At 45.6% G+C, this 24,812-nt stretch carries 25 protein-coding genes, 2 tRNA genes and 1 pseudogene; 4 read left to right on the forward strand and 24 right to left on the reverse strand.

Translation table 11 applies throughout. From position 1 onward, the window contains the following. Positions 1–100 precede the first annotated feature (100 nt). Together PK654_RS08360 and PK654_RS08365 are read left to right on the forward strand one after the other, a co-directional pair. Positions 101–712, forward strand: a complete 612-nt coding sequence (locus tag PK654_RS08360; RefSeq protein ID WP_271695079.1) for a hypothetical protein — start codon at positions 101–103, stop codon at positions 710–712. Between the two features lie 175 nt (positions 713–887). Then, a complete protein-coding gene (locus PK654_RS08365) occupies positions 888–1,580 on the forward strand; it encodes a hypothetical protein (protein ID WP_271695081.1) in 693 nt (230 codons plus the stop codon). Positions 1,581–1,592: 12 nt separating this feature from the next. Here the strand turns inward: PK654_RS08365 and PK654_RS08370 are convergent, their stop codons facing one another. The 5 genes from PK654_RS08370 to PK654_RS08390 all read right to left on the reverse strand — a co-directional run bounded on the left by PK654_RS08370 (position 1,593) and on the right by PK654_RS08390 (position 6,422). After that, positions 1,593–3,770, reverse strand: coding sequence for a bifunctional diguanylate cyclase/phosphodiesterase (locus PK654_RS08370; RefSeq protein WP_271695082.1), 2,178 nt, complete (start codon positions 3,768–3,770; stop codon positions 1,593–1,595). 33 nt (positions 3,771–3,803) lie between these two features. Further along, a complete protein-coding gene (locus tag PK654_RS08375) occupies positions 3,804–4,760 on the reverse strand; it encodes a phosphate/phosphite/phosphonate ABC transporter substrate-binding protein (RefSeq protein WP_271695084.1) in 957 nt (318 codons plus the stop codon). Between the two features lie 129 nt (positions 4,761–4,889). After that, on the reverse strand, positions 4,890–5,063 hold the full coding sequence (locus tag PK654_RS08380) for a hypothetical protein (RefSeq protein WP_271695086.1): 174 nt from the start codon (positions 5,061–5,063) through the stop codon (positions 4,890–4,892). Positions 5,064–5,144: 81 nt separating this feature from the next. After that, on the reverse strand, positions 5,145–5,660 hold the full coding sequence (locus PK654_RS08385) for a cytochrome c3 family protein (protein ID WP_271695088.1): 516 nt from the start codon (positions 5,658–5,660) through the stop codon (positions 5,145–5,147). Between the two features lie 285 nt (positions 5,661–5,945). Then, a complete protein-coding gene (locus tag PK654_RS08390) occupies positions 5,946–6,422 on the reverse strand; it encodes a MarR family winged helix-turn-helix transcriptional regulator (RefSeq protein ID WP_271695090.1) in 477 nt (158 codons plus the stop codon). Between the two features lie 367 nt (positions 6,423–6,789). On the opposite strand from PK654_RS08390, the gene PK654_RS08395 reads away from it, so the two are divergent. Continuing rightward, positions 6,790–8,358: a BCCT family transporter gene (locus PK654_RS08395; protein ID WP_271695092.1), complete on the forward strand. Its 1,569-nt coding sequence runs from the start codon at positions 6,790–6,792 to the stop codon at positions 8,356–8,358. Positions 8,359–8,534: 176 nt separating this feature from the next. Here the strand turns inward: PK654_RS08395 and PK654_RS08400 are convergent, their stop codons facing one another. The 13 genes from PK654_RS08400 to PK654_RS08455 all read right to left on the reverse strand — a co-directional run bounded on the left by PK654_RS08400 (position 8,535) and on the right by PK654_RS08455 (position 18,143). Next, positions 8,535–9,944, reverse strand: coding sequence for a PepSY-associated TM helix domain-containing protein (locus PK654_RS08400; protein WP_271698838.1), 1,410 nt, complete (start codon positions 9,942–9,944; stop codon positions 8,535–8,537). Between the two features lie 288 nt (positions 9,945–10,232). Continuing rightward, positions 10,233–10,649: a CopD family protein gene (locus PK654_RS08405; protein WP_271695094.1), complete on the reverse strand. Its 417-nt coding sequence runs from the start codon at positions 10,647–10,649 to the stop codon at positions 10,233–10,235. A 680-nt stretch (positions 10,650–11,329) separates the two neighbouring features. Continuing rightward, positions 11,330–11,405: transfer RNA gene (locus PK654_RS08410), tRNA-Gly, on the reverse strand. A 357-nt stretch (positions 11,406–11,762) separates the two neighbouring features. Next, positions 11,763–11,847, reverse strand: a tRNA-Leu gene (locus tag PK654_RS08415). 84 nt (positions 11,848–11,931) lie between these two features. After that, on the reverse strand, positions 11,932–13,077 hold the full coding sequence (locus PK654_RS08420) for a tyrosine-type recombinase/integrase (protein WP_271695096.1): 1,146 nt from the start codon (positions 13,075–13,077) through the stop codon (positions 11,932–11,934). Further along, positions 13,070–13,207, reverse strand: coding sequence for a ParE family toxin-like protein (locus PK654_RS23015; protein WP_443088704.1), 138 nt, complete (start codon positions 13,205–13,207; stop codon positions 13,070–13,072). Before PK654_RS23015 ends, PK654_RS08420 begins: the two co-directional genes overlap by 8 nt. A gap of 111 nt (positions 13,208–13,318) precedes the next feature. Beyond that, a complete protein-coding gene (locus PK654_RS08425; RefSeq protein WP_271695097.1) occupies positions 13,319–13,678 on the reverse strand; it encodes a MarR family transcriptional regulator in 360 nt (119 codons plus the stop codon). Between the two features lie 292 nt (positions 13,679–13,970). Further along, positions 13,971–15,389 (reverse strand): DGQHR domain-containing protein, encoded by a 1,419-nt coding sequence (locus PK654_RS08430; protein ID WP_271695098.1) that lies wholly within the window; start codon positions 15,387–15,389, stop codon positions 13,971–13,973. 11 nt (positions 15,390–15,400) lie between these two features. Continuing rightward, positions 15,401–15,934 carry a hypothetical protein gene (locus PK654_RS08435; protein WP_271695099.1) on the reverse strand — a complete coding sequence of 178 codons (534 nt, stop codon included), beginning with the start codon at positions 15,932–15,934 and terminating at the stop codon, positions 15,401–15,403. A gap of 147 nt (positions 15,935–16,081) precedes the next feature. Continuing rightward, positions 16,082–16,369, reverse strand: coding sequence for a hypothetical protein (locus PK654_RS08440; RefSeq protein ID WP_271695100.1), 288 nt, complete (start codon positions 16,367–16,369; stop codon positions 16,082–16,084). Next, entirely contained in the window at positions 16,366–16,794 is a 429-nt protein-coding gene (locus PK654_RS08445; protein ID WP_271695101.1) for a hypothetical protein, read from the reverse strand. Before PK654_RS08445 ends, PK654_RS08440 begins: the two co-directional genes overlap by 4 nt. Further along, positions 16,794–16,988 (reverse strand): hypothetical protein, encoded by a 195-nt coding sequence (locus PK654_RS08450; RefSeq protein WP_271695102.1) that lies wholly within the window; start codon positions 16,986–16,988, stop codon positions 16,794–16,796. The genes PK654_RS08445 and PK654_RS08450 overlap by 1 nt, the downstream gene beginning before the upstream one ends. 273 nt (positions 16,989–17,261) lie before the next feature. Beyond that, the gene (locus PK654_RS08455; RefSeq protein WP_271695103.1) at positions 17,262–18,143 is read right to left on the reverse strand and encodes an antirestriction protein ArdA; all 882 of its coding nucleotides are present in this window, start codon (positions 18,141–18,143) and stop codon (positions 17,262–17,264) included. An 895-nt stretch (positions 18,144–19,038) separates the two neighbouring features. Here PK654_RS08455 and PK654_RS08460 point away from each other — a divergent pair. After that, positions 19,039–19,263, forward strand: a complete 225-nt coding sequence (locus PK654_RS08460) for a hypothetical protein (protein ID WP_271695104.1) — start codon at positions 19,039–19,041, stop codon at positions 19,261–19,263. A 269-nt stretch (positions 19,264–19,532) separates the two neighbouring features. On the opposite strand, the gene terL is transcribed toward PK654_RS08460, so the two are convergent. From terL to PK654_RS08485, 6 genes and pseudogenes are all read right to left on the reverse strand, one after another. Then, complete coding sequence (gene terL / locus PK654_RS08465; protein WP_271698839.1) at positions 19,533–21,260, reverse strand: phage terminase large subunit; 1,728 nt, start codon at positions 21,258–21,260, stop codon at positions 19,533–19,535. Positions 21,261–21,324: 64 nt separating this feature from the next. Next, the gene (locus PK654_RS08470; protein WP_271695106.1) at positions 21,325–21,522 is read right to left on the reverse strand and encodes a hypothetical protein; all 198 of its coding nucleotides are present in this window, start codon (positions 21,520–21,522) and stop codon (positions 21,325–21,327) included. A 295-nt stretch (positions 21,523–21,817) separates the two neighbouring features. Further along, positions 21,818–21,997, reverse strand: coding sequence for a hypothetical protein (locus tag PK654_RS08475; RefSeq protein WP_271695108.1), 180 nt, complete (start codon positions 21,995–21,997; stop codon positions 21,818–21,820). Beyond that, positions 21,985–22,314 (reverse strand): annotated as a pseudogene (locus PK654_RS23020) (D-Ala-D-Ala carboxypeptidase family metallohydrolase); the annotation flags it as partial. The gene PK654_RS08475 and the pseudogene PK654_RS23020, both read right to left, overlap by 13 nt. 255 nt (positions 22,315–22,569) lie before the next feature. Next, the gene (locus tag PK654_RS08480) at positions 22,570–23,283 is read right to left on the reverse strand and encodes a hypothetical protein (protein ID WP_271695110.1); all 714 of its coding nucleotides are present in this window, start codon (positions 23,281–23,283) and stop codon (positions 22,570–22,572) included. A gap of 195 nt (positions 23,284–23,478) precedes the next feature. After that, positions 23,479–24,786: a phage tail fiber domain-containing protein gene (locus PK654_RS08485; RefSeq protein ID WP_271698840.1), complete on the reverse strand. Its 1,308-nt coding sequence runs from the start codon at positions 24,784–24,786 to the stop codon at positions 23,479–23,481. Positions 24,787–24,812: the final 26 nt, after the last annotated feature.

Below are 24,812 nucleotides of genomic sequence, written 5' to 3' on the forward strand. Positions count from 1 at the left end.
TGCCTGATTATTATTGTTCTATTTTGATCTATACCTATTTATTATTAGACTAACAGGTTACATAAATGTGACAAATGATATTTTGCTTGGATTACTATAAATGAAACTTCTTGCTGCTCTTATCTCTCTAATTCTTTTATCGTTTAATGTAATAGCCGCAGAAGAAGCGACCCCGCCAAATTCGCCACTGCTTAAAATTGAAATGAATGTGGATACTGAAGGGGTTGCCAGTTCAATTGATCAAGTTAATAACTCTATGAAAGAGCTAATTGTTACGCTGAAGCAAATTGCTGAAAACAAAAATCTGACAGCCGAACAAACCGAGTTGGTAAACAAGACGGTAAACAACATTAACCAACTCACCGTCACTTCAACAGATGTCGTTAGTGCTCTTCCTAAGGCTATCAACGAGGCACAAAATACACTGACAACCAGCAGCGAACAGTTTTATGATGAGCTTAAGTTCAGGCTTATCATTATTGTCTGCTTGCTTGTTGTTGCCCTGCTGCTCATACTCTTGGCACTATACTGGTTTATCATTCGCCCTGTACAACAAGGTATTACTACTGCTACCAACAATGTGGCTGCGATGGCAAATACTATTCAGATGACGGCTCACTCTCTGGAACAGGTCAACAAAACTCATATTGAAATTTTAAACCGCGAACAGGCTGCAACTGGCCTCAATCATAAAATTGCATTGGATAACTGACTAATAAAAGTACAGTAAACTTTACACTGTTCGGTAAACAACTGTTTTTAATAGTTTGTTTTTTATACAAAAATATACTATATCTATATAAGAGTATTGATACTTATATAAATTAAACTATAAATAGCGACTCTATTGGCTCGATAACAAACCTGACACTGTGAGACTGACACCGATGAAATTTTTCAGGTATGCGATTTATGGACTGACCACCATTATTCTTATCAGCTTGGTTATATTGATTATTCAACCGGAGCAATCTCAGGTATTGCGGCCGGAATCATCCGAGCAAGAAGTCATAGTCAGCGAAACAAGCCCAGCTCCTGCCTCTGAGCCGGAACAAGAGGGTGGCATGAGTTGGGGGAAATCGTCGGTACACGACATTATCCAGAAGCAGATTGATAGCACAGATATCCATTCACTGCCGCCTTTTATCCAGTCGCTACCCAAAGATCCCACAGAGATAGACAGGAACGGCAATCGCGTCAGAGACGACCTTGAAGTCTATATTGGCTACAAATACCCTTATAATCCAAAAAACCGGGCAATTCTGACTCAGGTGGTCACGGCATGGGATAGAATGGCCAAAGATGGCGGCAAAACAAAAATGTCGCGCCAGATGGCCATTTACCTGCAGGAAAGTATGGCCGAAGCATGCTGGTACAAGCACGGTTTTGGTGAAGAGGACTTAAACAAACTTAAGTCTCTGGTTCTGAATAACAAACACCGTCAGGAAGGCTATGCCAAAGCCATGGAGGTTCGTAACTCCATCCCGCCTGAAGAGCTTGACGATATTATTATTCCAGCTGAGCCTTGTGATCAAATGATGGCAGAAAATCAGCAATATCTGCAGGAGTGGCAGCCATAAAACCGGCTAATATTAAGAGCCGCCAACACTGAGTAATTCTACCGACAGATACCTCTGCTCAAATTGCTCAGCCGGCAACGGAACAGAGTAGTAAAAACCTTGTGCAATATCGCACTGCTTATCAAATAGAAACTGGCGGTGATACTCCGTTTCAACCCCTTCCGCGATTACAGAAATGTTGAGATTTTTTGTCATAGCAATAACAGCAGAACTCAACGCCCGGTCGTAAGCGTCATCTTCAATATCAGCGATAAAAGTGCGGTCAATTTTTACACCGTCGACATGGAAACGTCGCAAATAGGCCAATGACGAATATCCGGTTCCAAAATCATCCAGCCATACCTGAACACCGAGAGCACGCAACTGATCCAGCGTTTCCTTAGCCACTCTCTCATCCTGCATAAGCATGCTCTCCGTTACCTCGGCATGGATTCTTTGTGGTCCAATATCAAACTCACTCAGTAAACGGCTGAATACCTGAGGTATATTCTGCCGGTATATCTGTTTGGCCGAGAGGTTAATCGCAATATGAAACTCATCATCAAGCCGGTTTTGCCACGTTTTCGCCTGTAGGCAGGCCTGACGTATTACCCATTCCCCGATCGGAATAATAAGGCCTGTCTCTTCAGCTATCGCAATAAAATCATCAGGAGGAATTAACCCCTGTTCCGGATGACGCCAGCGTATAAGAGCCTCAACACCAATCATTATACCGTCGTTCATTCTAATCTGCGGTTGATACCAAAGCTCAAACTGCTGCATATCTGCTACCGCCTTTCTTAGTTCACGCTCAATAGCAGAACGATACTGGACTTGTTGATTCATTTCGGAAGTAAAATTGCTATAGGTGTTTTTGCCACTGCCTTTAGCCTGATACATAGCGATATCGGCATTTTTAATCAACTCTTCCGCCGTTTTTCCATCCTCAGGGTAGTTGGCAATACCCACGCTACCGGCAATAACAACCTCTTCATCATCGATAAGAATCGGAGCCCGGACGGCGGAAATTAATCTCTCTACAACGATATTAATCACCTTCTTACTATGAATCCTTGGCAGACAAATCAAAAACTCGTCGCCACCAATACGGGCAACCATCTCATTACTATTGATGCTTTCGTGGGCATTAATGACGATATCAGCGCTTCTCAGATTGCGTTTAATTCTTTTTGCAACTTCGCATAGCAGGTAATCCCCGGCTTTATGGCCGTAATTATCATTAACAAATTTAAAGTCATCCAAATCGATAAACAGTACTGCCAGAGGCTGATTTCTGTGCAGAGGACTAGTAATTATTGAGTCTAGTTGCTTTATAAACATCACCCGGTTCGGTAGCTGAGTAAGGGCATCGTGGTAGGCAAGAAAGGAGATCTCTTCTGTATGGTTTTTCAGGTTCTGTCCCATATCATTGAAGGCGGCTGCCAGTTCGCCCATTTCGTCCTGCCGGTTTATGTTGTTTTCAGCACCATACTCTCCCACACCAATACGTTTGGCGTGTAGCACCAGATCCTGTATAGGCTTTATTAGTGACCGGGTGTTGAGTATGGAAAAGATAATTCCGGCAAGGGCGAGCAGAATGGCTGAAAGCACACTACTATCCGTTATCTGCATTAAGCTTTGATCATTAATCAGAGAGATAGAATCTGACATATTTTCTATATCTTTTTTAACGTTCAGTAGTGAAAGCTCAATAACAATACCGCCTAAAACTTCATCACCGATAAAAACCGGTTCAGCAATAAGCAAGGTTTGATTGTCTAGCTTGGTATAACGTGTTTTCTCCTTAAACAAGCTATGCAGAACCTCGCTATTTTTGTACTTCGCACCAAAAGTTGGTATCAGTTTCTGACCATCATGAAAAACAACAGCATCAGCATCTAACACGGTAATGGCTGTAACTTCATTATTCGACAAAGCCGGTTTCAACAATCGGTAGGTTTTCTCCAAATCAAACTGATAGAGCGGATTAACTACAGACTCTGACAGATATTCAAGTATCGATAGCCCCCTTTTTTCCATCTGTACCAGCAGACTATTTGAGGTATTCTCTCTGCTCTCAACCAGTACCCTGTCGGAATTCGTTTTAAAATAGTAGAGCTGGATTGCTGAGATAATCAGCACAATAGACAAAATCATGCTGATATTAATCAGAATATGACGCCCTTGCAGCCCTAGTTTTACTCTTTTCATAAGCCCTGACCTCTGAAAATGTGGTTCGATGTTTTACAGATGGTCTTCAACAATACGTTGCAACTCCCTGGCCATAATCAGGCTGTCATCTTGTATGGATAAAGCATCGTACTGCTTAGTTTTCTGATAGGCTTTTAGCATCTTTCGCCCCTCTTCTGACTCATGAGCACTGGCCAGCACGTCAACAATGCGGTTTTTAATGGAAGGATCCAGCTCTTTACGGATCAACTCAACTCCTCTTGGAAAGGCAATACTCTGGTAAAGAATCGCCGTATGCTGACGAAACTCTTTTGGCATATCCCTTTCGTTGTTCCAGTTCAGGTCACTCATTGCACCAGCAGCAACGATGTTCCTGTGTACCCATGCAGAAATATTTATCTCCTTTTCTGCAAAAACAAAACCAATAGCATCGGCAGGCGGCTTTTCCCTCGGACTGTCAAGCTCGTAAAGCTCATACCCTTCACGAATCAGAATAGAAGCCGGGATAAAAAAAGAGGAGGTAGAACCGCGATCCTGAAAGGCAATAGTTTTACCCAGCAGATCATCAAAGGATTGAATTCCGCTATCGTTACGGGAGAATATTATTGAAGAGTACTCAGGCACCCCCTTTTTCCAGCGCCTTAATACAATATCTGCCCCCGCTTGCTGATGAAAAACAACAGCAGAAAAGGCCGTTTCAGTAATTAGATCAACTTTACCCTGTTTAATATATCGAATCATCTGCTTATTATCTTTGGCAAAAATAATCTCAGTTTTATTAATGCCCAGATCTCGCAGATTTTCAGTTAAATAATCGGCAACCGGCTTTAGGTGATTATAATGTTTTTTGGGATTAGTACTGACCCTGCCTATCACAATAGTATCGCTTTCAGCAGATGGTGATGTGTCGGTAGCGTAGCTGGAGCCCACAGCAAATGTCATAAACACCACTGCGCAACCCACCAGATACTTTATTATAAACGGCAAGCCGTTACGTTTGTTTGCTGACATAACCTAGCCCTGTTTTTAGTTATTATTGCTGATATATAAATCAGCTTGGTATAAAACTAGTTTAGCAAGGATTCAGGGGTTATCCATTTAAGGTCAGAGTTCAGTTAAAACACATACTCATTACCGGGGCTAGCAACGCCCTTTCATTGCCTGCCCCGGTGGGCAGAAAGTACCATTAGAAGAAGGCTTATCATCCTTAGTACTAATCTTCACTTCCACATCATCAACCTCCCCTTCAACCCGGGTAAGCTGACAACCTGACAGCAGAAAAACAACTGACAATCCAATCAATAAGCGAACCATTACACATCCTTATTACCTAAACCTAATATAAGCTTAGCCAAGATCTAACTATTTGAGATATAAAGATTGCGGAATAACGGCTTAGTCAGCAATCTGCCAACCCGGCGGGAGAATATTTTGCCAGTCAGATTTATGGCATTCAGAGCAACTGAAACGAGATCTCCGGTGAACCCGGTGACAATTCGAACAGTCCGTCAGCCGGCCATGGTTTCTGTGGGGATTAATATAGCCTTCATGCTCGAAATAGTCAGTTCGTTCAATCAGACCGGGATAATCTTCATGACATTGCAGACAAAGAGCATTACTGAACTCTCTTCTGAAGAGAGGCTGTTCAAACTCACCTGAGTGATAGAGTTTCTCCTCCCGGGCTAGCTCATTATCACTGCGCTGGTGACAATCTGAGCATGACAACTCCCAATCCATAGTATGTTTATAGGCAAGCAGCTTTTCGTTGTGGTAAGCCCCCTCTTCATAGGGTTTGATAATGTGGCATTTGTCACCACATTGACTTAACTCTTCTTGTGGCTGAGCATTAATTAAACAAGAAAACAGAAGGGCAGTTAATAGAAAAATTAATTTTGAATTAATATAAGGCATCGAAATTACTAATATTAGTTATATATCGAAATTATATTCCTATACAGTTAAACCTCAAGATAATAATTAGTAACACACAACAATTGAAAGTTATAATAATAAATATTAAAACTTATTAAATATTATTAAATATTATTAAACAATAAGTCAATCTTAGAATATTAAAGAAGCACCAAATTCCCTATAGAGAAGTAACACCAGATGCATTGTCAGCGAGGATATATTGGCTTCTGATCAAGGTAGCAATCTGAAGCCATAGTTATTTTGTGCTAATAGCCAGTTGCATCAGTCAGTTTTTGTTATCGAACCCAATTCAAGCATAGGTGCTACATCAATATCTTCTGCATTCATCATGCTTGAAATTCTCTGTACAGAAGAGAGCAGTAAACTCTGCTCCCACTCATCCAATTTCTGAAACTTCCTGATAAAACTGTCCTGCAAAGGTGTTGGTGCAGCTTCGAGGCGTTCTTTTCCTGCTTCTGTCAGATAAGCGTGTACCTTGCGCTTATCCTGTGTACTGCGGATACGTTGTACATAGCCGTTTCGTTCTAACCGATCCAGTATTGCAGTCGCTGTCGCCTGACTCATATTGGTATGGCCGGACAACTGTTTAATGGTTACTTCACCAAGCTCTTCGATGGAGCGCATCAGAATTAGCTGAGGACCTGTCAGCCCCGATTCCTTACTCAGTTTCTTCGAGTGAATATCTATCGCTCTTATTATCTGGCGCAGAGACACCAGTACTTCTTCATGCTTTTCCAATTACTTACCCGACAGCGTTATAGGAGTGATTACTGAAATGGGAAATTACATCAATTTCCCTTCTGAAGAAAGCACTTACATCACATCTTAAGAAGGCCTAAATCTTCTACAACCAGAACATTACTTAGTACACAAAACGTTTGTTGACAAATGTAATATATTAACGGTTTTTCACTTCACTCCTGCTCAAACCAGCAAAAATGCGTCATAGTTACCATTAATTGGCTTTGCAAACAGATTTCACGTAACATGATCGACTTTTCTTATAATGAGCACTCTATGTTTACGTAATTTATTTGCTAAAAACACCTTTGCATTGATACGTACACATAACAATAATCAAACTGGAAGGATCCAGAGAGGACAAATGACTCAAACAATTGATAAGTACAGTATTGATAATACTGACTACACAGTAGGACAAGACAATGTACAGAAATGGGGCTTCGACGTTCATAACCCTGTATTTGGATTAAGTGCAGGCCTAATGATCCTATTTCTCGTGATTCTGGTAGCGCTGGACGCTGCTACTGCAAAGCAAGCACTGGACGATATAAAATGGAGCATAATTGGTAATTTTGATCAGCTATTTATCTGGTCTGGTAACTTTTTCCTTTTCTTCTGCATCGCAATTGCATTTTCGCCTTACGGCAAAGTAATTATAGGCGGTGAACACGCCACTCCTGAACACTCCAATTTTTCCTGGTTATCCATGCTGTTTGCAGCCGGAATGGGTATCGGGCTACTTTTCTGGGGGGTCGCTGAGCCAACAGCCTATTTTACCGGCTGGTACGAAACGCCATTGGCCGTTGAAGCCAAATCTCCCGAAGCGGTAAAAGTTGCCTTAGGTGCCACTATGTACCACTGGGGACTAAATGCATGGGCTATGTATGCCGTAGTAGGCTTGTCGCTGGCCTTCTTTGCCTATAATAAAGGTTTGCCTCTCTCTATCCGTTCTATTTTTTACCCGATACTGGGTGACAGAACCTGGGGCTGGTTTGGCCATGTGATTGATATATTGGCCGTTATAGCTACTATTTTTGGTCTGGCTCCGTCACTTGGTCTAGGTGCTCAGCAGGTAACCAGCGGCATCAACTTCGTGTTTGGCACTGAGGGTGATATCGGAATGCATCTGGTTATTATCGGAATTGTTACCGCTCTGGCGACCATTTCAGTTGTGCGGGGTATCGAAGCCGGCGTTAAGGTGATCAGTAATATCAATATTATTGTGGCAACGGCGCTTCTGCTATTTGTTATTGCTGTAACTCTGGACACCACTCCGGGCTACATGTTCGATACCACCATGGGTTATATCGAAAACTTTATCGCCTTTAGTAACCCTTACGGACGTGAAGATGAAACATGGATGCATGGCTGGACAGTATTCTACTGGGCATGGTGGATCTCGTGGTCGCCATTTGTAGGTATGTTTATCGCTCGTGTTTCTAAAGGTCGTTCAATTCGTCAGTTCCTTACTGCGGTTATTTTTGTCCCTACTCTGGTTACCCTGATCTGGATGTCTACCTTTGGTGGTCTGGCTATTGATCAGATCATTAATCAGGCGGGTGAACTTGGAGCTAACGGGCTTCAGGATGTTAGCCTTGCCCTGTTTCAGGTGTTTGACCTATTACCAATGAGCACCTTTATTTCACTGTTATCTATTGCGCTTATTATGGTTTTCTTTGTCACCTCTTCAGACTCCGGTTCTCTGGTGATAGACAGCATTACCTCCGGCGGCAAAATCGATGCTCCGGTACCACAACGTGTATTCTGGGCAGTGATTGAGGGTGCTATTGCCGGTGTGTTGCTCTATATCGGCGGCTCTGAAGCCCTACAGGCTCTTCAGGCTGGTGTTATCGCAACGGCATTGCCATTCACCATTATCCTTATCCTGATGTGTGTCAGCCTGGTTAAAGGGTTACGTACAGAGAGATAGCGGCTATGGCTTAGCCATAATAAAGGCTCATAATGCTGTCTGCACTATGAGCCTTTTTTGTATCAGCTGTTGTAGAACTACCGCGCTATCAGAGTTGCCCTACAACTAACATTGTCAGTCGCCCGGGCTCTTAAAAGAGCACTGGGAGTATTTGAACAACATCATATTAAACAAGCCTACGACAAGTAATTTTGTAGTTTCGCACTGTGTTTGACGATAAGCATATCCGCTGCTAGCGCAGCAATAATCAGCACTCCTGCAAGCGGGAAACATAAACAAACCAAAATAGTACTTCCAATAGCCGTTTTCCAGACACCATCATGTTCAAACCGGGCAGGGACACCCAGTTTACTTTGATTTTTCGGACGTCGTATCCACCACATATAGATACCAGTTACAGAGATAGCAATAAACGAAAAACAGAAAAATGCATTTGCTACTTTGTTTAACAGCCCCATGTCCCCTTGATGCCAGGAAACCCCGGCAGCCATAAGCTTGGCAAAAATACTGTAGTCGTGCCAGGTAACATCAATAAGCACCTTGCCACTATACTGGTCAATATGAGTGGTTCTATCATCTCTTGGATCAACAATATCACCAGCCATTGTATTTGCTGCCAGTGTATATACCCCGGTTTCAGACAGAGGTAAAAACAGTTTGTACCGGCTAAATCCCAATTCAGTTGCCATCTGAGTAATTACATCAATGCTTACCGCCTTATCAGCTCTATCATTCTTCTCCTGTTCAGTTGCGCTTAAATGTGATTCTGCATTGTGCTGCTCATGCTGAGACTCCGGCAGTATTGCTAACTCCAGATTCCATGGCATCTCTTCTTCACTACCATGATTAAGGCTTGAATGAGTCAACTGCGACTCAGGTTTTTCTCCCCATGTATAAAAGGGTGGGAAAGTGTTCCAGCCCTGTACAAGTTTAGCGCCCCAGACACCTGTCCAGGCCAGACCTGATAACAAAAAAAGAAATAAGATAAGCGAAAGTATACCGCCTAAATTAGCATGTAAGTCACGCATAAATATACGTAAACCACTGCTCATTCTAAGCACAAGAAACCCTGCACGTGACGCACGATCTGTCGGAAACCATAGGTATAAACCACTAATAAGCAATAACATGCTAATACTCGCTGCCGTTTCTATAAGAAAGTCGCCAGTGTTACCTATAAGCAAGGTTCCGTGTATTTTATTCGCTAATTCATACCAACTATTACTGCGATCTATTTCCCCCAAAACATCTCCAGTGAAGGGATCTATAGTTACCAATACCGATTTTCCTCCGGGAGATCTAACGTTAAAACGATTTGCCTGATCACTGGAAATGGCAGGAATAAACTGGGTAATTATGGAATCCGGATATTGCTGTTTTACAGCATCTAACTGATACGAAATTGGTAACTCAGTTTGCTGGATCGTCACACTCAGAACATCACTATAACGTGCCATTTCTATTTCATCATCGAACAACATTACCAAGCCAGTCAGACTTAATATCAACATAAACGGCGCGGCAAAAAATCCGGCATAAAAATGCCAGCGCCATACCAAAAAATATCGGCTTTTTGCCCTGCTCATACTGGTTTCTATACTATTTTCAACTGGTAATTGCGCATTATTTTTATTATTTGGTTGAGTTTTATACATATCAATATCCTTTTGTCACACAACAACAGCTCTTTATTTAAGAGCTGAGTAATGTTTTTAACTTTACTTTGTATTTATATTTTGGAATGAGAACTTATATACAGAAAAATCAGTAACATAAAGTAATGCCACTATTGTATTTATTATTTACCGGTAGAGGCATGCTTATTAATTGTTTTTCCTTTATACAATCTTTTATAACGATATTATTTATTACTGCTAAAATGGTTTTAACATTACTAGAAATACAACTATTAATATAATAGAAAGCTGAATAATAGTAGCTAACCGAATCCCCCGAGGGTTATAGTTTGATTCGGTTTGAACTCTGCGATACTGAGCGCTATAAAAACCATGCAATGCAGATAAAGCAATAACAAACATCACCTTAACCATCCACCAATTTGAATGCATCCAGCCAACCCAACTTGTTAAAAAAATACCAGTAACCCATGTCAGAATTATTCCGATAGTTCCACAGCCTTTGTTCCACTGTTTAAAGGAGGCCATATCGGGTGTACTCTGCCCTTTTTGAGTATCAGCAAAGATTTTGAGCAAATATGGTGCAGACAACATACTTGTTATCCACATAATTACACCTATCATATGCAATGACTCAACGATTATATAACTCATTATATTTCAATTATTTACGATAAAAAGAAGTATCAATATACGGATTTATTACCCAGAATGTTAGGACGGAACAATCCAACATTTGGACAATTCAATCATAAGTAAATTAATCTGCTGTAGATGTATAAGAGATGGAATGCGAAAAAACCCGACCATTGCTGATCGGGTTTTCTATGTTTGGAGCGTCACGGCTGGTTAGGTGCGGCCGGCTGCGGACACAAGGTTCCTCGTGGATTCAAAAATTCGCCTAAAGCAAAAGACCCCAACATTTCTGTTGAGGTCTTTCTTGAATTTGGAGCGACACACGAGGTTCCCTTCTCTTGAACATAAGGCGTGACCTCAACCTTGGCAAGGTTGGACTCTACCAACTGAGCAAGAGCCTTGAAATGGGTACATAGCAAAAAGCCCGACCATTTCTGAGCGGGCTTTTCTAATTTGGAGAGTCGCGGCCGGCTGCGGACACGAGGTTCCTCGTGCATTCAATAATTTGCTTGAAGCAAAAAGACCCCAAGATTTCTGTCGGGGTCTTTTCAAATTGGAGCGACACACGAGGTTCCCTTCTCTTGAACATAAGGCGTGACCTCAACCTTGGCAAGGTTGCACTCTACCAACTGAGCAAGAGCCTTGAAATGAGTACATAGTAAAAAACCCGACCATTGCTGATCGGGTTTTCTTGAATTTGGAGCGACACACGAGGTTCGAACTCGTGACCTCAACCTTGGCAAGGTTGCGCTCTACCAACTGAGCTAGTGTCGCAAATTTTTGTAGATGGTGCCCCGGGCCGGAATTGATGGTCCGACATTTCGGCCGGCCTGCCCGATGGCGAGTTTTATATCTCAAAGAGATAATTGTAGATGGTGCCCCGGGCCGGACTTGAACCGGCACAGCGCGAACGCCGAGGGATTTTAAATCCCTTGCATGTCACAGTACCTAGATAAATCAATGGGTTACAAGCCGTGTGACATCCCTTTGTGACAGGACGTGCTCGCTTGTGACATCCTCTGTGACATCGTAAGTGAGTGACTATTTATGCCCTCATCCTCTCATGTCACACACAAGGGATTTTCTTTGTGAAGGCAAAATAAAAGGCCACCGAAGCAGCCTTCTGTAAGATGGTGCGACTACCCAGAATCGAACTGGGACGGCCTAAGCCGAGAGATTTTAAATCTCTTGTGTCTACCTATTCCACCATAGTCGCGTCTTGTCTCTGGGTGCGGATATTAAGTCGCTCCGAAACAAACATCAAGCATTATTTAATGGAATTGAATCAAGTGGTTGCTTTCTAAGCTTGGACGGTTGCTAAACGCTCAGTCAGTCTTTGAAGGTAGGCTTCACGTTCTGCCGTACGCGCTTCCTGCTCTGCTCTGGTATCAGCTACGCGCTGCATTGTGTCGCGTAAGGCTGTAGGCTCAAGGTGTGTATAACGGTCTGCCATCTGAATAGTCTTATGTCCCATCCACAGCTTACGTTCGTCGACGGATGCTCCGCCCTGAGCTAAACGTGTGCTCTTAGTATGTCGCATACTGTGAGGTACAAAGTCCTTTTCATGCTCAAGGCCTAGCTCTCTACGCATTCTGCGCCATCTGGCCGACACCTTGTCTCTCGTCAGATAAGCGAAAGGACTATCGTCACCTCTGACATATCTCTGGTACAGAATGACTACTATGTGTTCTTCAAGCGGTATCGTTCGGTTCACCTTGGTCTTGTTCATGTAGGCTGGTATATGAAACTCACCTTCAACGAAGTTACACATCTCCCACGTTGAGTCGGTTAACTCACTAACCCGACAGCCTGTGTACAGGGCAAGCGTGATGAAGTCAGCCATATCGTTATCACCTGTGCCTCTAAAGTACTCGACCATCTTAGCTTCCAGTTCATAACTAATGACAAAGTCACGCATGTTATCAAGCTGTGGTTTACTCACCTTCGGCAGTACTTCTAGTACACCTAGCTCTTGGCATTCAACGAGTAGTTGATTGAGTGCGCTCATCTTGTTGCGGATAGTGGCTGGCTTATTACCTCTGGTCTCCTTGAGGTGACTCATGTATAGCTTCAAGGCTAGTGATGTGATTTCGTTAGGGTCTTTATCGTTACCGAAGTAAGCAAGAGCTTCTTCTGCGTGCTTCTTAGACTTCTTCCAATCTCTGTTAGAGCAGCCCTCGTACCATTTATCTGTGCAGAGGTTCGTGTAAGCGTGGTGTAGTGCTCCCTTCGCTCTAATACGTATCTGAGCTTTAAGTTGCGCCTCTTCCTCTTTATCCTTAACGATGTCACCCAGTTCTATGAGAGCGCACTCGATAGCGCCGTCCCTCGTAGGTCGCTGCCTCTGGATGCGCTTCTCGTCTTTATAAAAAGAGACCTGCCAAGACGAACCACGCTGTCTCAGTGCAATTCCGAGACGCTTTAGTTTCTCTTCTAGTTCAGACATATCGGTTATACCTCTCGTGCGTCAGTAGCTCCCAACAAGAGCCACGGTTTAACAGTCGGTAGTTGTAGTTGACTTTGATTGATAAGAATCCAGACTCCCTCAGCTTCCTTGGGTTCTGGGTGTTTAGCATGTGATGTGCTTTTTGAATGATTGCAGATTTGCAACCCTTGGGAATTCGTATTGTACTCACTTGTGAGCCTCTCCACCGAAAGAAACAGCTACCCTTAGCTGCTCCTCCCGTTTACTTGTTGAATACCTCTTGTAGTTTACGAGCCACCTCAATACCCTTCTCTGTCAAGGCTAGGTACTTAAAGCGGTGGTTCTCTGGGTCTAGTTCCCAGTGACACAATCCGAAGCCCTCTTCCTTGGGAGACTTCCGGTCGGTCAACAGACGGCAATGACGTGAGCCTGCCGCCTTACTTACGTTGTACTTCTCATGTACGTAGTTGGCCGAGACGCTTAGTGCTGGCTGGTTAATGACATCACAAAGCACCATCATGGTTACTGGATGCACCTCCGAGTGAACTATCTCTCGGAATGCGTTTAACTGCTTAGTTAATTTCAATACTGCTGTCGAGTTTAACCTCGGTAATTCGCTCATAACTATTGACTCCAACGAAACACCCGTATCCGTTGTCTATCACAGGGTGTCCACTTTTCTTATATAAAACAATCTCTTCAGGGTCTACTACGAACCATGTTGTTGAACCATTAAGGTTCTGCGCATTATACACTTCGTTGTCTGTTGCACAAGGCAAAACTAGCTCACTAACGAGCACATTAATGGTATAGGTGTTTAAATCTACTGCTTTCATCTTACTTACTTATATTCTTTTAGGTTCGCGGTAGTGCCAATGACACTGGGGAGACGGCTAAGCGCCTCCCTCATTGAATTACGCGGCCTGCTCTGCTTTATACTCTTTGGAGAGCTTGCGGATAGACGATAGCTTAGTTGCTTGTACATCCGTTAAGTTCTTCTCCAAGTAATCAGACAAAGAAGCTGCGTCCGTAATACCTAACTCGTCAACGATGCGTCCTACCTTAAGCAAGTATGCGTCATACTCGTTCTTGGTAAAGCCGAACGGAAAAGCCTCCCCTGCGCTTGGGGACGTTTCGGCTTGCTCATTGGTGTCAGTACCCTGCTCTGCCATGGTGAAAGGAGCACTTGCGGTCTCTTGAGGTTGTGCCTCCTCTTGAGACTCTATTCCAGCAAGCTTGTCCTCTGCAACTTGGTTGTCCTTTGGTAGCGGGATACCCATCGCTGTGAGCCACAGGTTAACAGCTAGGTTCTTGTCGCGTTTATTCGCCTTCGTGTGACCATCAGCACGATTGATAATCCTATCGTACCAATATGATTTAACCAGACGTTCCTCATTCTCACCCATGTTACGTATCAGCTCGCAAGCCTTCTCAACGTTACCTTCGACATGTTTCAGAACAACCGCCGTTGTCATGCCTACGACATTTAACATCACGGTTTGTGTGGTTATATACCTCTCACGGTGCTCCTGAGCGCCAAGGTCGGAGAGCATACCAAAACCGAGAGGTTCGTTCCAAGCCTCCCAAAGAGCTTTTACTCCATTAATGACAATTTGCTCAGTTAATTTGTTGGATTTGTGAGAGCAATCGCTTACGCCATCCATTAGTAATTTCTTATCTATCATCATCTTAGTAGCATCTTTGATAGCTTTAATGGAGAAGCAGTAGCCACTCCCTCCCGTTACGTTGTTCTTCTCGTAATCGGTTAGGTCACTGAAGAAGTCCACCTCACGTGCTAAGGTTACAGCTAGTTGCGACAGAGGGTCGCGGTGGTCATACACCGTCGTGATAGCGCCTGTTGGCTTCTTGGTGTTACTGTTGATATCAGCGAAGGCCTGCTGTCGCTCTGCCAGTGTCAGCTCTGGGTACAGTAGGATGCTGACCGTATCACTTAAGTTCTCGCACGCTTCGACTACCTGAATGATGCCTGACGCACGGTGCTGACCATCAAACAGATGAATAGTAGCGTCCATAGGTATGATTGCCTTACCTACGTTCGGTAGCCCTCCGGCCTCTTCAAAGTCAATCTTGTTGACCGTACCCGTAAGCGTCGGGATGACATAGAACGAATCAGCGTTATGAGCCGCCTCAATGTACTGTGCTATCTTCTTGGCTCTTGGTAGCTCAACCTCACGCTGGCTACGGCTCAAGACATCACCATCGTCGAACGCTGTGACTCTCTTAAGTATCTTCATCGGGATACTAAGTTGAATGTACGGACGGCCTGCTTGAATGCCTCGTGTTGCTGGTAGTTCGAAGTTAAAGTCTTGCATGGTGTTACTCCTTAGATTAATGCGTTAAGAACAGGGTGGTTAGCGAATAGTGGGTCTTGCTTAAGTAAGGCTATGGTTGTCTTGTAGAACTCGGTCAGGTTGCGCATTTGGATAAGCTCCATGTCATCACTACGTGACTCTGGTACTGGGTCGGGCGTCACCTCTTGTGCGGGTGCTGCCGTATCCTTTAGGCGGGTTAATTGGGTCGCCCAGATGTTAAGGGTATGGGCTGACACGTTGTACATCTTAGAGACCTGCGCGACTGTGGCGTCGTCTTGCGCTAATGCTTGGATAGCGGCCTTCCGGTAACCTATGGGATACCCTTCCGTTCCCTTCACACCGAACAGCTTACGCATGCTGTAGTGCGGTATCTTACGGCATATCGTTAACTCACCTGTTCTAAACATCGCTAGACCTAACTCAAGCTCAGGCGTCTGGATACCGTGTAAGCGTGCGGTGGCTTCGATGCGTAGTTGATTCACTGTTGTAGCTGCCAGCTTTACTAAAGCGTCTCGTACCGCTTCAATGTTCTTTATTTGTTGCATGGTTATTACTCTTGATTCTTAAGGGTGCTTCGGGCTGTGCTCTGTGCGAATGCCCATAGTGATAGCGCCGCCTTACGGTCGCCGCGCTGTGATGCTGTAAGAGCGAGACGAGCAGAGCGCCTCGCAATGTTCATCCCTGTCTTATACCTAGTTAACCGCCTTCTCATTACGCAATCCCCGCGCTGCCTGTGGTAGATGAGGCTCATAGCCTAGTTCGATAAGCTGCACGCTCGTGACTTCCGTCTGGCTACCGTCGGTATGCTCAAGGTATGCACGCTTAAACTCACCGCCCACTCGTACTATCTTCAGTTCGCAGCCGCCACCCTTCCCGAAGACGTCCTCACCTACTATGGATTTAAGCTGTAGGCTACGCTCAAGGCTCGCGCCCATTGCCTGCGCTAGTCTCAGTCTTGCGTTAATATCGATGGTTCTCATTGGTTTGTCTCCCACTCTCTAAGGTTGCGATATACTTTCTTCATCATTGTTGTTAACCAGTTCGGCTTAATACCGTCCGTTCCCCATCCGCCATACTTAAGGCCGGATAACTTGCAACACTCCTCGCGCTGCTCTTGGCTCATCATGTGGAACATTTGCAGGGCTGCATCATCTGCCCACTCTGCGAAGGCCTTATCCAGCCATAGCAGGGAGTAAACGCCGATATCCATCAGCTCGACAGCCTTGTCTTTAATGCATTGCTCCGCGTACTCAACGGAGGCTTTATTGAACTTCGCCATGTGTGTAGCTCTCTTCTCGTAATTAAAAGCGGTAGCTCCTAGCGGGATACCTGAATGTGCGGTGATGAAAGAAGGCATATAGCCCTCTTCCACATCGAGCCGCTGTAGGAACAGCTCAAGACTCATTAAGCGCGTCTCCCGTAGGCCAGCGTGAAAGCGTCGCGCTTCGATACGGTCATAACTGAGCCGTCCTTGTGTCTGAGCTGAGCCTTACCTCTGCCCTTACTGATAACCACGACGGTCTGTCTGGTACGTACGCCTTGCGTTACTCTCAGTCTGTCGCGTAGCTCGTACAGCTCGCTTGCTGTTGCTTGTCTCATGGTGTTACCCCTTATATTCGATGTATCTTGAGATGGTGTGAATGTTGTCTCTGGTGAGCTTGATGCTGCATAGCTCCTCGTTACGCTTGCGGTAGTGCTCCGAGGTTCTGCATAGTCGCTCGTGTGTTGTCTCTATGGCCTGCTTTGTGCCTGCCTTGGGTTCACCCGCTACGGTTACGCAACAGGCGAACAGACAGAGAGCCAAGAGACTGTATTCAAAGGCTTGCTTCATGTGCTCCCTTGTGTATTGTGCTCGGTTGTGAGCATGTATGGCTAGTGACTGAAGTAATGACCGTCATGCTCTGAGTAATCAAAGGATAACGAGCGGCCTAAGTGCTCCATGTCAATGTAAGGTCGGATGTTCTCCGGTATATCTCCCATCAGGCCGTTCTCGATGTGGTGGTCTGCTAGGTCTGTCTCATTCTCGAAGTGGCCAACATACTTTTCCTGTGCGTTCTCCCACTCACCGGAGTCATAACCTAGCGCAATGATAGCGTCCAGCACCTCTTCGTCTCCGCCTAGTTCCAGTGCCTTACCGTACTCCGTGAAGTCAAAAGACCATTCACTATAGAAGTGTCTGACTAGGCCGCCGTTGTGGTCTACTGGTTGCCAGTCTTGGTTCTTAGCCTGCTCAATGAATGACTCAGCAAGTCCGGCCTCTTCTCTCAGGTACTCCCACATATCACCCTCGTAGGACTCAACGATAACTTGAACGTCCATCCAGAAGTCATGCCCGTTCAGGCCGTACAACCTGAAACACACCATGCTATCTTCGTCGCATCTCAGCGCCTTAATAGCTTCGATAGCTGTGCACATGTCCGTGATGCCTTCCTCTTCCTGCTCCTCAGTGATAAAGGCTTCAGGCGTATCAATCACCTCAGTGACTTTCTGTACCCACTCCTTACGTAAATCACGTGGGAGACCATCAACATCGTCCGGTACAATGCTACGCACTGACTTACAGCCAACGTTCTGCCATGCGTCTTGCTCATACGCCTTGCCTGTGACGGTTATACCTCGACGCTCATCCTGTCGTGTGCGTCTGTACTGGACTACCTTGTCACCTGCTTCTGTCGTGGCTAATGCTAGCTCTAAGAACAAGGCTTCATGTTCAAAGGTCATTAGGCTATTACGGGCTGTTACTACTTGTCTCATGGCTCATACTCCATTGTGTATTGTGCTCGTTAGTGAGCATTAAAAGATGTTTAATCCAGTGCTACCCTTAGATAACACTGTGTTAAAGACCTTCATGTACTGGCATACTCTCTGTTAAACTTGGTGGTCGCTGTGCGGTCAAGCTAACCTGCTGTCGCTGTGCGCTGATAACGTCAGGTGGTCGCTGTGCGGTCTGACGTATCACTCGGTTAGAGAGTTAGATACTTGATTCAATCCATATTGTTAAAGAGCTGCTGGTCAGGCTCAGTGCCTCCAACGAGATGAATCATGAATTAAATCCCTTGTGATTACAACTCACTTGTGAGCATGAGGTTGTATTCTGTGAGCCACGTCACGATAAAACCTGTAGTTTGTACATTAAGTAACCAATATCTATCGTTTAACCTAGTAAATAACCTATAGCTCTGTGACATCTCAGTGCTAACTCTGTGTACTCATTAGGTAGTACAGTGGTGTGGCTCTGTGTACTCGTTGGGTAGTGCAATAGGCAGGGTATCGCAGATGTAAGCATGTATCAGTTGACTAGTACGAAAAGGATAGCATGTGGTCAGCTCTGTGTATCAGCCAGCTAGTACGAAAACTCTATGTCATGGCCTGTTGTGACACCAAGGGATGCTTAATCCCCTGTCTGTGACACCTTAAGCCCTTGATTTGCCTTATAATGCTCGCCTGCACGTGATTATTTACCCATGCGCGTGCGTATGCGCGTACCCCTATGGGGGAAACTAGGAATCTATATCTATATATATGCCCTCTCAGATTTTCTCAGAGATTTTCATACTGGTTAAATACTGATCGGTCAGCTCTGTGTAAGCTTCAGGAAATCAGACGGTTATGGTAAGTTAGAGACCTATCAACTACTTAAGGATTACTCGTGGATACATACACTTGGAAGGTTCTACTACAGGCCATCTTCTACGCTGGCTTCGGGCTCTACTTCTTGGTAAGCCCTCTCAAGGATTATTACGATATGAAGGTGCAGGTAGCCTCTGAAGGTCTCCCAGACAAGGTTGAATTAACTGACACAGATAAAGGTAAGATGCTTGTAGGCGTCGTTGTGCTACTGCTCTGTGTTAGGCATCTAGTGGTGAGCCTGTAACTCTCTCGATTCCACCAAGTACTATGTCTATATCATTAGAATAGGCGTCTTAACGTACACCTTGGGTGCGCATCGAGGTTAGCCGATTAGACCAAGTCTCTCGATTGCACCAAGGTATAAGCCCTATGGAAGGCTAAGAGCCTACTTTATGTTACTACTTACAGAGGCCTTTAGTCTTATAGGTGGCCTTAATTACAGCCCATTAACATAAAAAAGGGAACACAGAGCTAACTCCATGTTCCCTAAAGGTTTTTTATGTAGCTAGCTTGTTAATCAAACCAACCTCCTGTATCTCCAAAATCAAGCCCAAAGTCACCCATTTCAAGCTCATGGGTATCACCTTCAGCATACGCAATGAAGTCTTCCAGTTCCTTATCAAGAGCCTCTGCCCTCATATCTGCTTCAATCTGAGCGGCATCAGCGTCCATCTGTTCGTTCCAGTAGGCCACTGCAATAGCCAAGGCATCGAGACGGTCATCGTGCTTCAGTGCTCCACGCTCTGCTGTGAGTCGGCCTAGCTGGTAGAACAGGCTGTAATAGACACGGCCTTGAGTAGTCTCCAAGTCTCTCTCGATAACCTTCGGGTCAACTACAAGACGATGCTGCATCATAACCGGTTCTAATGTGTCGATGATGCGTACCTCTTTCTGCTGGCTATGTCTCACCTCTTCCAGTTCTACCGGATAGATTCGAGTTAACCACGGCTTTAGGAGCTGACCGAACATACCATCACCGAAGTTCGACTCATAGACCACCTTGTTCACCTTATGCTTCTTAGCGACCTCTGCCAGATGACGTAGGTTCTTATCAGCGTAGCCATCAAGTAGGCCTTCAGACTCCACTAGGTGAATGTAGCCATTAAGGAAGTAAGTCACGTTATACGACATCTCATCCTTACCTCGACCACTAGGGTCAATAGCCATGAGACGGCCTGTGAAGCCTCTCATTGAGTCCGAGTACCACAGTGGGCGGTAATAGTAGTCGCCAGCCAAACCTAGCGCCTCAAGATCCCTCACGCGCTTGTCTGGGTCATTACACCATTCAAAGTGAGCGGGAGCGTTCGTACGGCCTACGTTATGGATAATCAGGTCGTGTAGCTTAAGGGGATACTTCTCAGCATCGCTTAACGCAGTATCAAGCATGAACTGCAATGCGAAGCCAGCTTTACCATAGGATATCCGCCGCTCTGTTAGGTCAGCATCAGAGAAGCGTTTAGGGTCGGTAGTGTGGCCTATCAGTTTCTCATCCAGCTCGACTCGGCTCAGAATCAGCGGAGCTAGTCTAGAACGTCCATTGAAGACGTAAGCTGCTTGTTGTTGCTCTGTCGGGAAGATTGCAGGCCAGATACGAATGAGGTAACCACGTTCTGCGAGGTTGTTGTACACGGTCATCTCAGTCTGAGGTGTTCCCAGATAGACGATGCGTGATGTATCTAGAGGCTTCAAGATAGCATCGAACTCTTTAACCAGTTCGCCTAGCTTATCCCTCGCATCCTGAGTAGCGGAGTTGTTCAGTACCTCCACGTCGTCGGCAATGATGATGTCCGCACGTGAGCCTGTTAGCTGACCATTAATACCTACAGACTTAAGAGAGGGAGAATGGTCGTTCACCGCAATAGCGACATCAAACACGTCGTTCCGGTCACGTCCAGTACCATTGGGTGCTAAGTGCTGAAGCACAGGCATGTCATGTAGTAGACGCTTCGTAAACTGGGAGAAGCTATCCGCACGTTCTTTAGAAGCCGATACCACCATGATACGGCACTGAGGATCTCTGAGCCATTGCCACGCTACGAAGGCTGAGGTAATCCATGATTTACCAGCACCACGATAAGCCTGCACGATGATACGCTTACCACCATGCTGAAGGTAGTCTGCGATGTCATACTGACACTCTGTGGGTTCTGGTAGGTTAAGGTGCTTCCATGTTGCATAAAGGAAAAGCCGGAAGTCTGCTTTAAGTTGTTCTACGTACTTGTCTTGGGTTAGTTTCTGTATGTGATTGAGTCTCCTCTTAGATAGGCGCTAAGAAGCCCTCAGATCGTCTCTGAGAGCTTTAGGCTTAGTGTCGGAATGATGAGTCAGGTAGTGAGGAAACGTCAGGTAGAGTCTCCTCAAAGCCGTGAGCGGGATGCTCTGGCGCGTAGCCGATTAGATGTCGGTTGTCGTTAAGGTAGGCGCGAGCCTGCGCTAGTTCTGCCGAGGTAGCTACGCCTGAACGCACCCTCTCCAACAGCTCTACAGCAAGCATTTTGTCCATCTCTTCAACTATGTCTTTCTTAGACTTGTCGTCTGCGATAGTACCTCCTAGTTATTGTTACGGCCTCGGTTCTTGTTCCGAGACATGATTCGCAGGTTGGTAGTGGAGTTGTTCCCTTTACGGTTCGGGTTGTTCGCTACCTTGTGGTCAACATCCTTCCCTTCCACCGCCTTCTTACCGTGCTTTTTAATCATCATGCGCCGAGCCTTATTACACTCGGAGCGTTTCTTGATGTTCTCTGGTCTAGCGTTGTACCGCTTCTGTCGAGCTGCTCGTTTCTGCGGGTCTTCTGCTATTAGTACTTCTCCATGAAGCGTTTCTTAGCGTCAGCGACGATCTCATCATCTAGGCCGTTCTTAGTACTGGCCGCTAGCTTGGCTAACAGGCCGAACACAAGTTTGCCGATAAGTTTCTCGCCGAAGAAGGCCATTAGTACGTTTAGGCCTACAGTTTTAAGAATGGTTAGTAATCCCATGTTGAATACCTCTCTTGTCGTCTTAAGTCGATGTGTACGAAGTTCTTGGAGACGCCGAAGCCTTTAAAGCCTAGTGACGCTGCCAAGAGGATTAGTTTTAGTTGAGTTGGAAGCCCTGAACACTGAATGTCCACGGCAATACCTTGAGTGTGTCTGCCGATAGTGGTCTTTGAGCGTTCGTTCTTGTGGTTCTTACAGCGGTATGCTGAGGTGAGGTTAATAGGTCTACCCCAAAGCTCGCGCAGTAGGTCTAGCTTGTCGATAAGCTCCTGTGTGACACCGTGAGCGCCACAACAAGAGCAAGCCAGTTCGTGAGCCTTGAAGTATTTACCTTCAAGTGGTTTTGTCGTTTAGTTACTCCTTCTTTTTCATAAAGTAGTTTTCGATGATAGATAGACGCTTGTCCATCTTGTGATTAAGTTCTACAAGTTGCTTTGTCTCGGCTCGCTGTTCTAATAGATACTTCTGGTTCACCTCAAGCGAAGTGATACGCCCTGAGAGACGCCATGAAGCACCTCCCAGTGCGAGTAGGACTGTAATAATGATGGCAATAATGCCGTCACGTAGATGGATTAGGCCTCCTTAGTAACCATGAGTGTAGGGCGTTCCCCGAACGGGAAATCCTGACGTGAAGGGTAATCACTGAGGTTCTTGCGGTCACGTAGTAGGTTCAGGTAATCAGCTTCCGATAGAGGTGATGTACGTAACTCTGAGGGATACGTCTTATCCTTTTCATACTGATCTATCCGGTCAAGAGTCTTTGTAAGTAACTCATCCCTCCATGCACGCTCCTTTGACGCTTTATGAGGACGATGCCGCTCCTTGTCATAAGACCACCCCGACGCACTCCATGAGTCATAACGTGAAGGTTTATCTAGAGTATGGGTACTTGGCAGTGAACCTACAGCATCTACCACAAAGTCCAACTCAGTACGATTCTCCTTGGAATAAGCCATAGCACCTCGGTGGTCTTCCACTACTGCCCACACTCCGTCCTTAAGTAACGGCTGCTGCTTATCCTCACATTTAGGAGGAGCAATGAAGGTATGGTCGGGAGGAAGCTTAAAGACTTCTTCACTCACGGTTAACTCATTGCCGTCCTTGTCCCAGTACTTCTCACCTAGCATACGCCGATGGATGTGCCATCCGCCCTTAAACACTAAAGTGGAAGTCTTAGGGTCTATCGATGGAGGTGGCGTTAGTATTCCCCACGAAGGGATCTCCTCATCAGGCCTAGTTACCCGATGCTCCTTACCTGATTCATCCCAAAAGGGCGTTAAGGTCATGTCCTCTATCTCCACCCACTTACCGTCACTGAAACGGGCAGTACGTCCCTCCTTTGAAGGGGTGTATACTTTCTCTGTGAACTCTTTCCCTAGAGCTGTACCTGCTGATACATACTCATCACAGTTGCCTTGCCACCATCCTTCAGCGTCAAGGCGCGATACATGGATGATTGAATCTTCTTTTTGGTAGTTCATTTAAGCCTTCCTTACTATCCAGTTATATTTGATATTCTTAATCGTATTCTCCTCATCCCCAAAGGCGTTAATCACTAGAGGATGGGTATGAGCACCTATGTCTACGTAATGGGAGTGCGCCCCTGTAGCATTCGTGTGCCAGTTTTTAGTACCTCCGAAACCGGGTGAACCCGCCGAGCCCTCAGTATTGTTCGCGTAGTGTCCTCGCCAGTGCGTCGTGTAATGTGAATGCTGCCCCGTTTCATTAGTATTCTTACGCCCTAAGTCCGTGCCACCCACAGCGCCCGAATGACTATGACTCTTGACGTGGTCTTCTTCATAGAACAGAACGGCTTCACCGTCCTTCTTACCTACAACCGCCTTACCTCGCATATCTGGGAGGAAATGGCTAGGGTATAGCTTAGCTAGGATAGGACAGAGTACAGGATCGAACGCCTGTCCCTTCATTATAAGCCACCCTTCAGGTGGTATATCTGAGGGATACGGGAGAGGCACGCCGTAGGGACATATAGCCTTCGCTACGTTGTCAATGTCGGCTATTGTCTTAGCACGCTCGGCTTCCGAGAAGGCACGCTCGGCTTCAGTTTTTGACCTGTCAGCTTCAGTTTTTGACCTGTCAGATGCTTTAACGGCTGCGGCTAATGTAGTAGCAGAGGCCTCTGTAACGGCTGCGGCTGCGCGGTCAGCTTCGGTCTTTGATTTAGCAGCTTCAGTCTTTGACCTGTCAGCTTCAGTCTTTGATTTAGCAGCTTCAGTCTTTGACCTGTCAGCTTCAGTCTTTGACCTGTCAGCTTCAGTCTTTGACCTGTCAGCTTCAGTCTTTGACCTGTCTAGTTGCTTGTCAGAGTACCCTTTTGTAACAGCGTCCTTTGGATTTAAGGGTTCACCGAGGTTAGACAGGCGCTTACCGAGGGCGTCTAGCGAGCCGTCAGCCCCGTTCTTCACGGTATCCAGCGCGTTATCGTAGGCCTCTTGCATAGCATAGAACACCTGATTAGCCGACCTGTCTAGATCCAGCTCCGTAAGCTCCGCTGCATTGACGAAGTCCACAGCGCGTGCTTTGAGATTAGTATCTCTCCTAATGGTCACCTGAGCAGGCTCATTGAGAGGGGTTACGAGCCTGATTAACCCTTGGTGGCTGAAAGTGTATTCTGTGATGTACGTTAAAGGACGTTCGTTTATTAAGACCTTTACCGACTCTTTGTCTTCATAACGGAAGGGGATGGGGAACTCTTGCGAGCCTGTCGTGCCTTTGTAATGGACACGTGATAGATACGCTAGTTCAGCGTTTGTTTGTGTTTCGGTTATATAATACTCCTATATTGAGTGGAGGC

The organism is Vibrio sp. SCSIO 43137, from assembly GCF_028201475.1.
Taxonomy (GTDB): Bacteria; Pseudomonadota; Gammaproteobacteria; order Enterobacterales; family Vibrionaceae; genus Vibrio.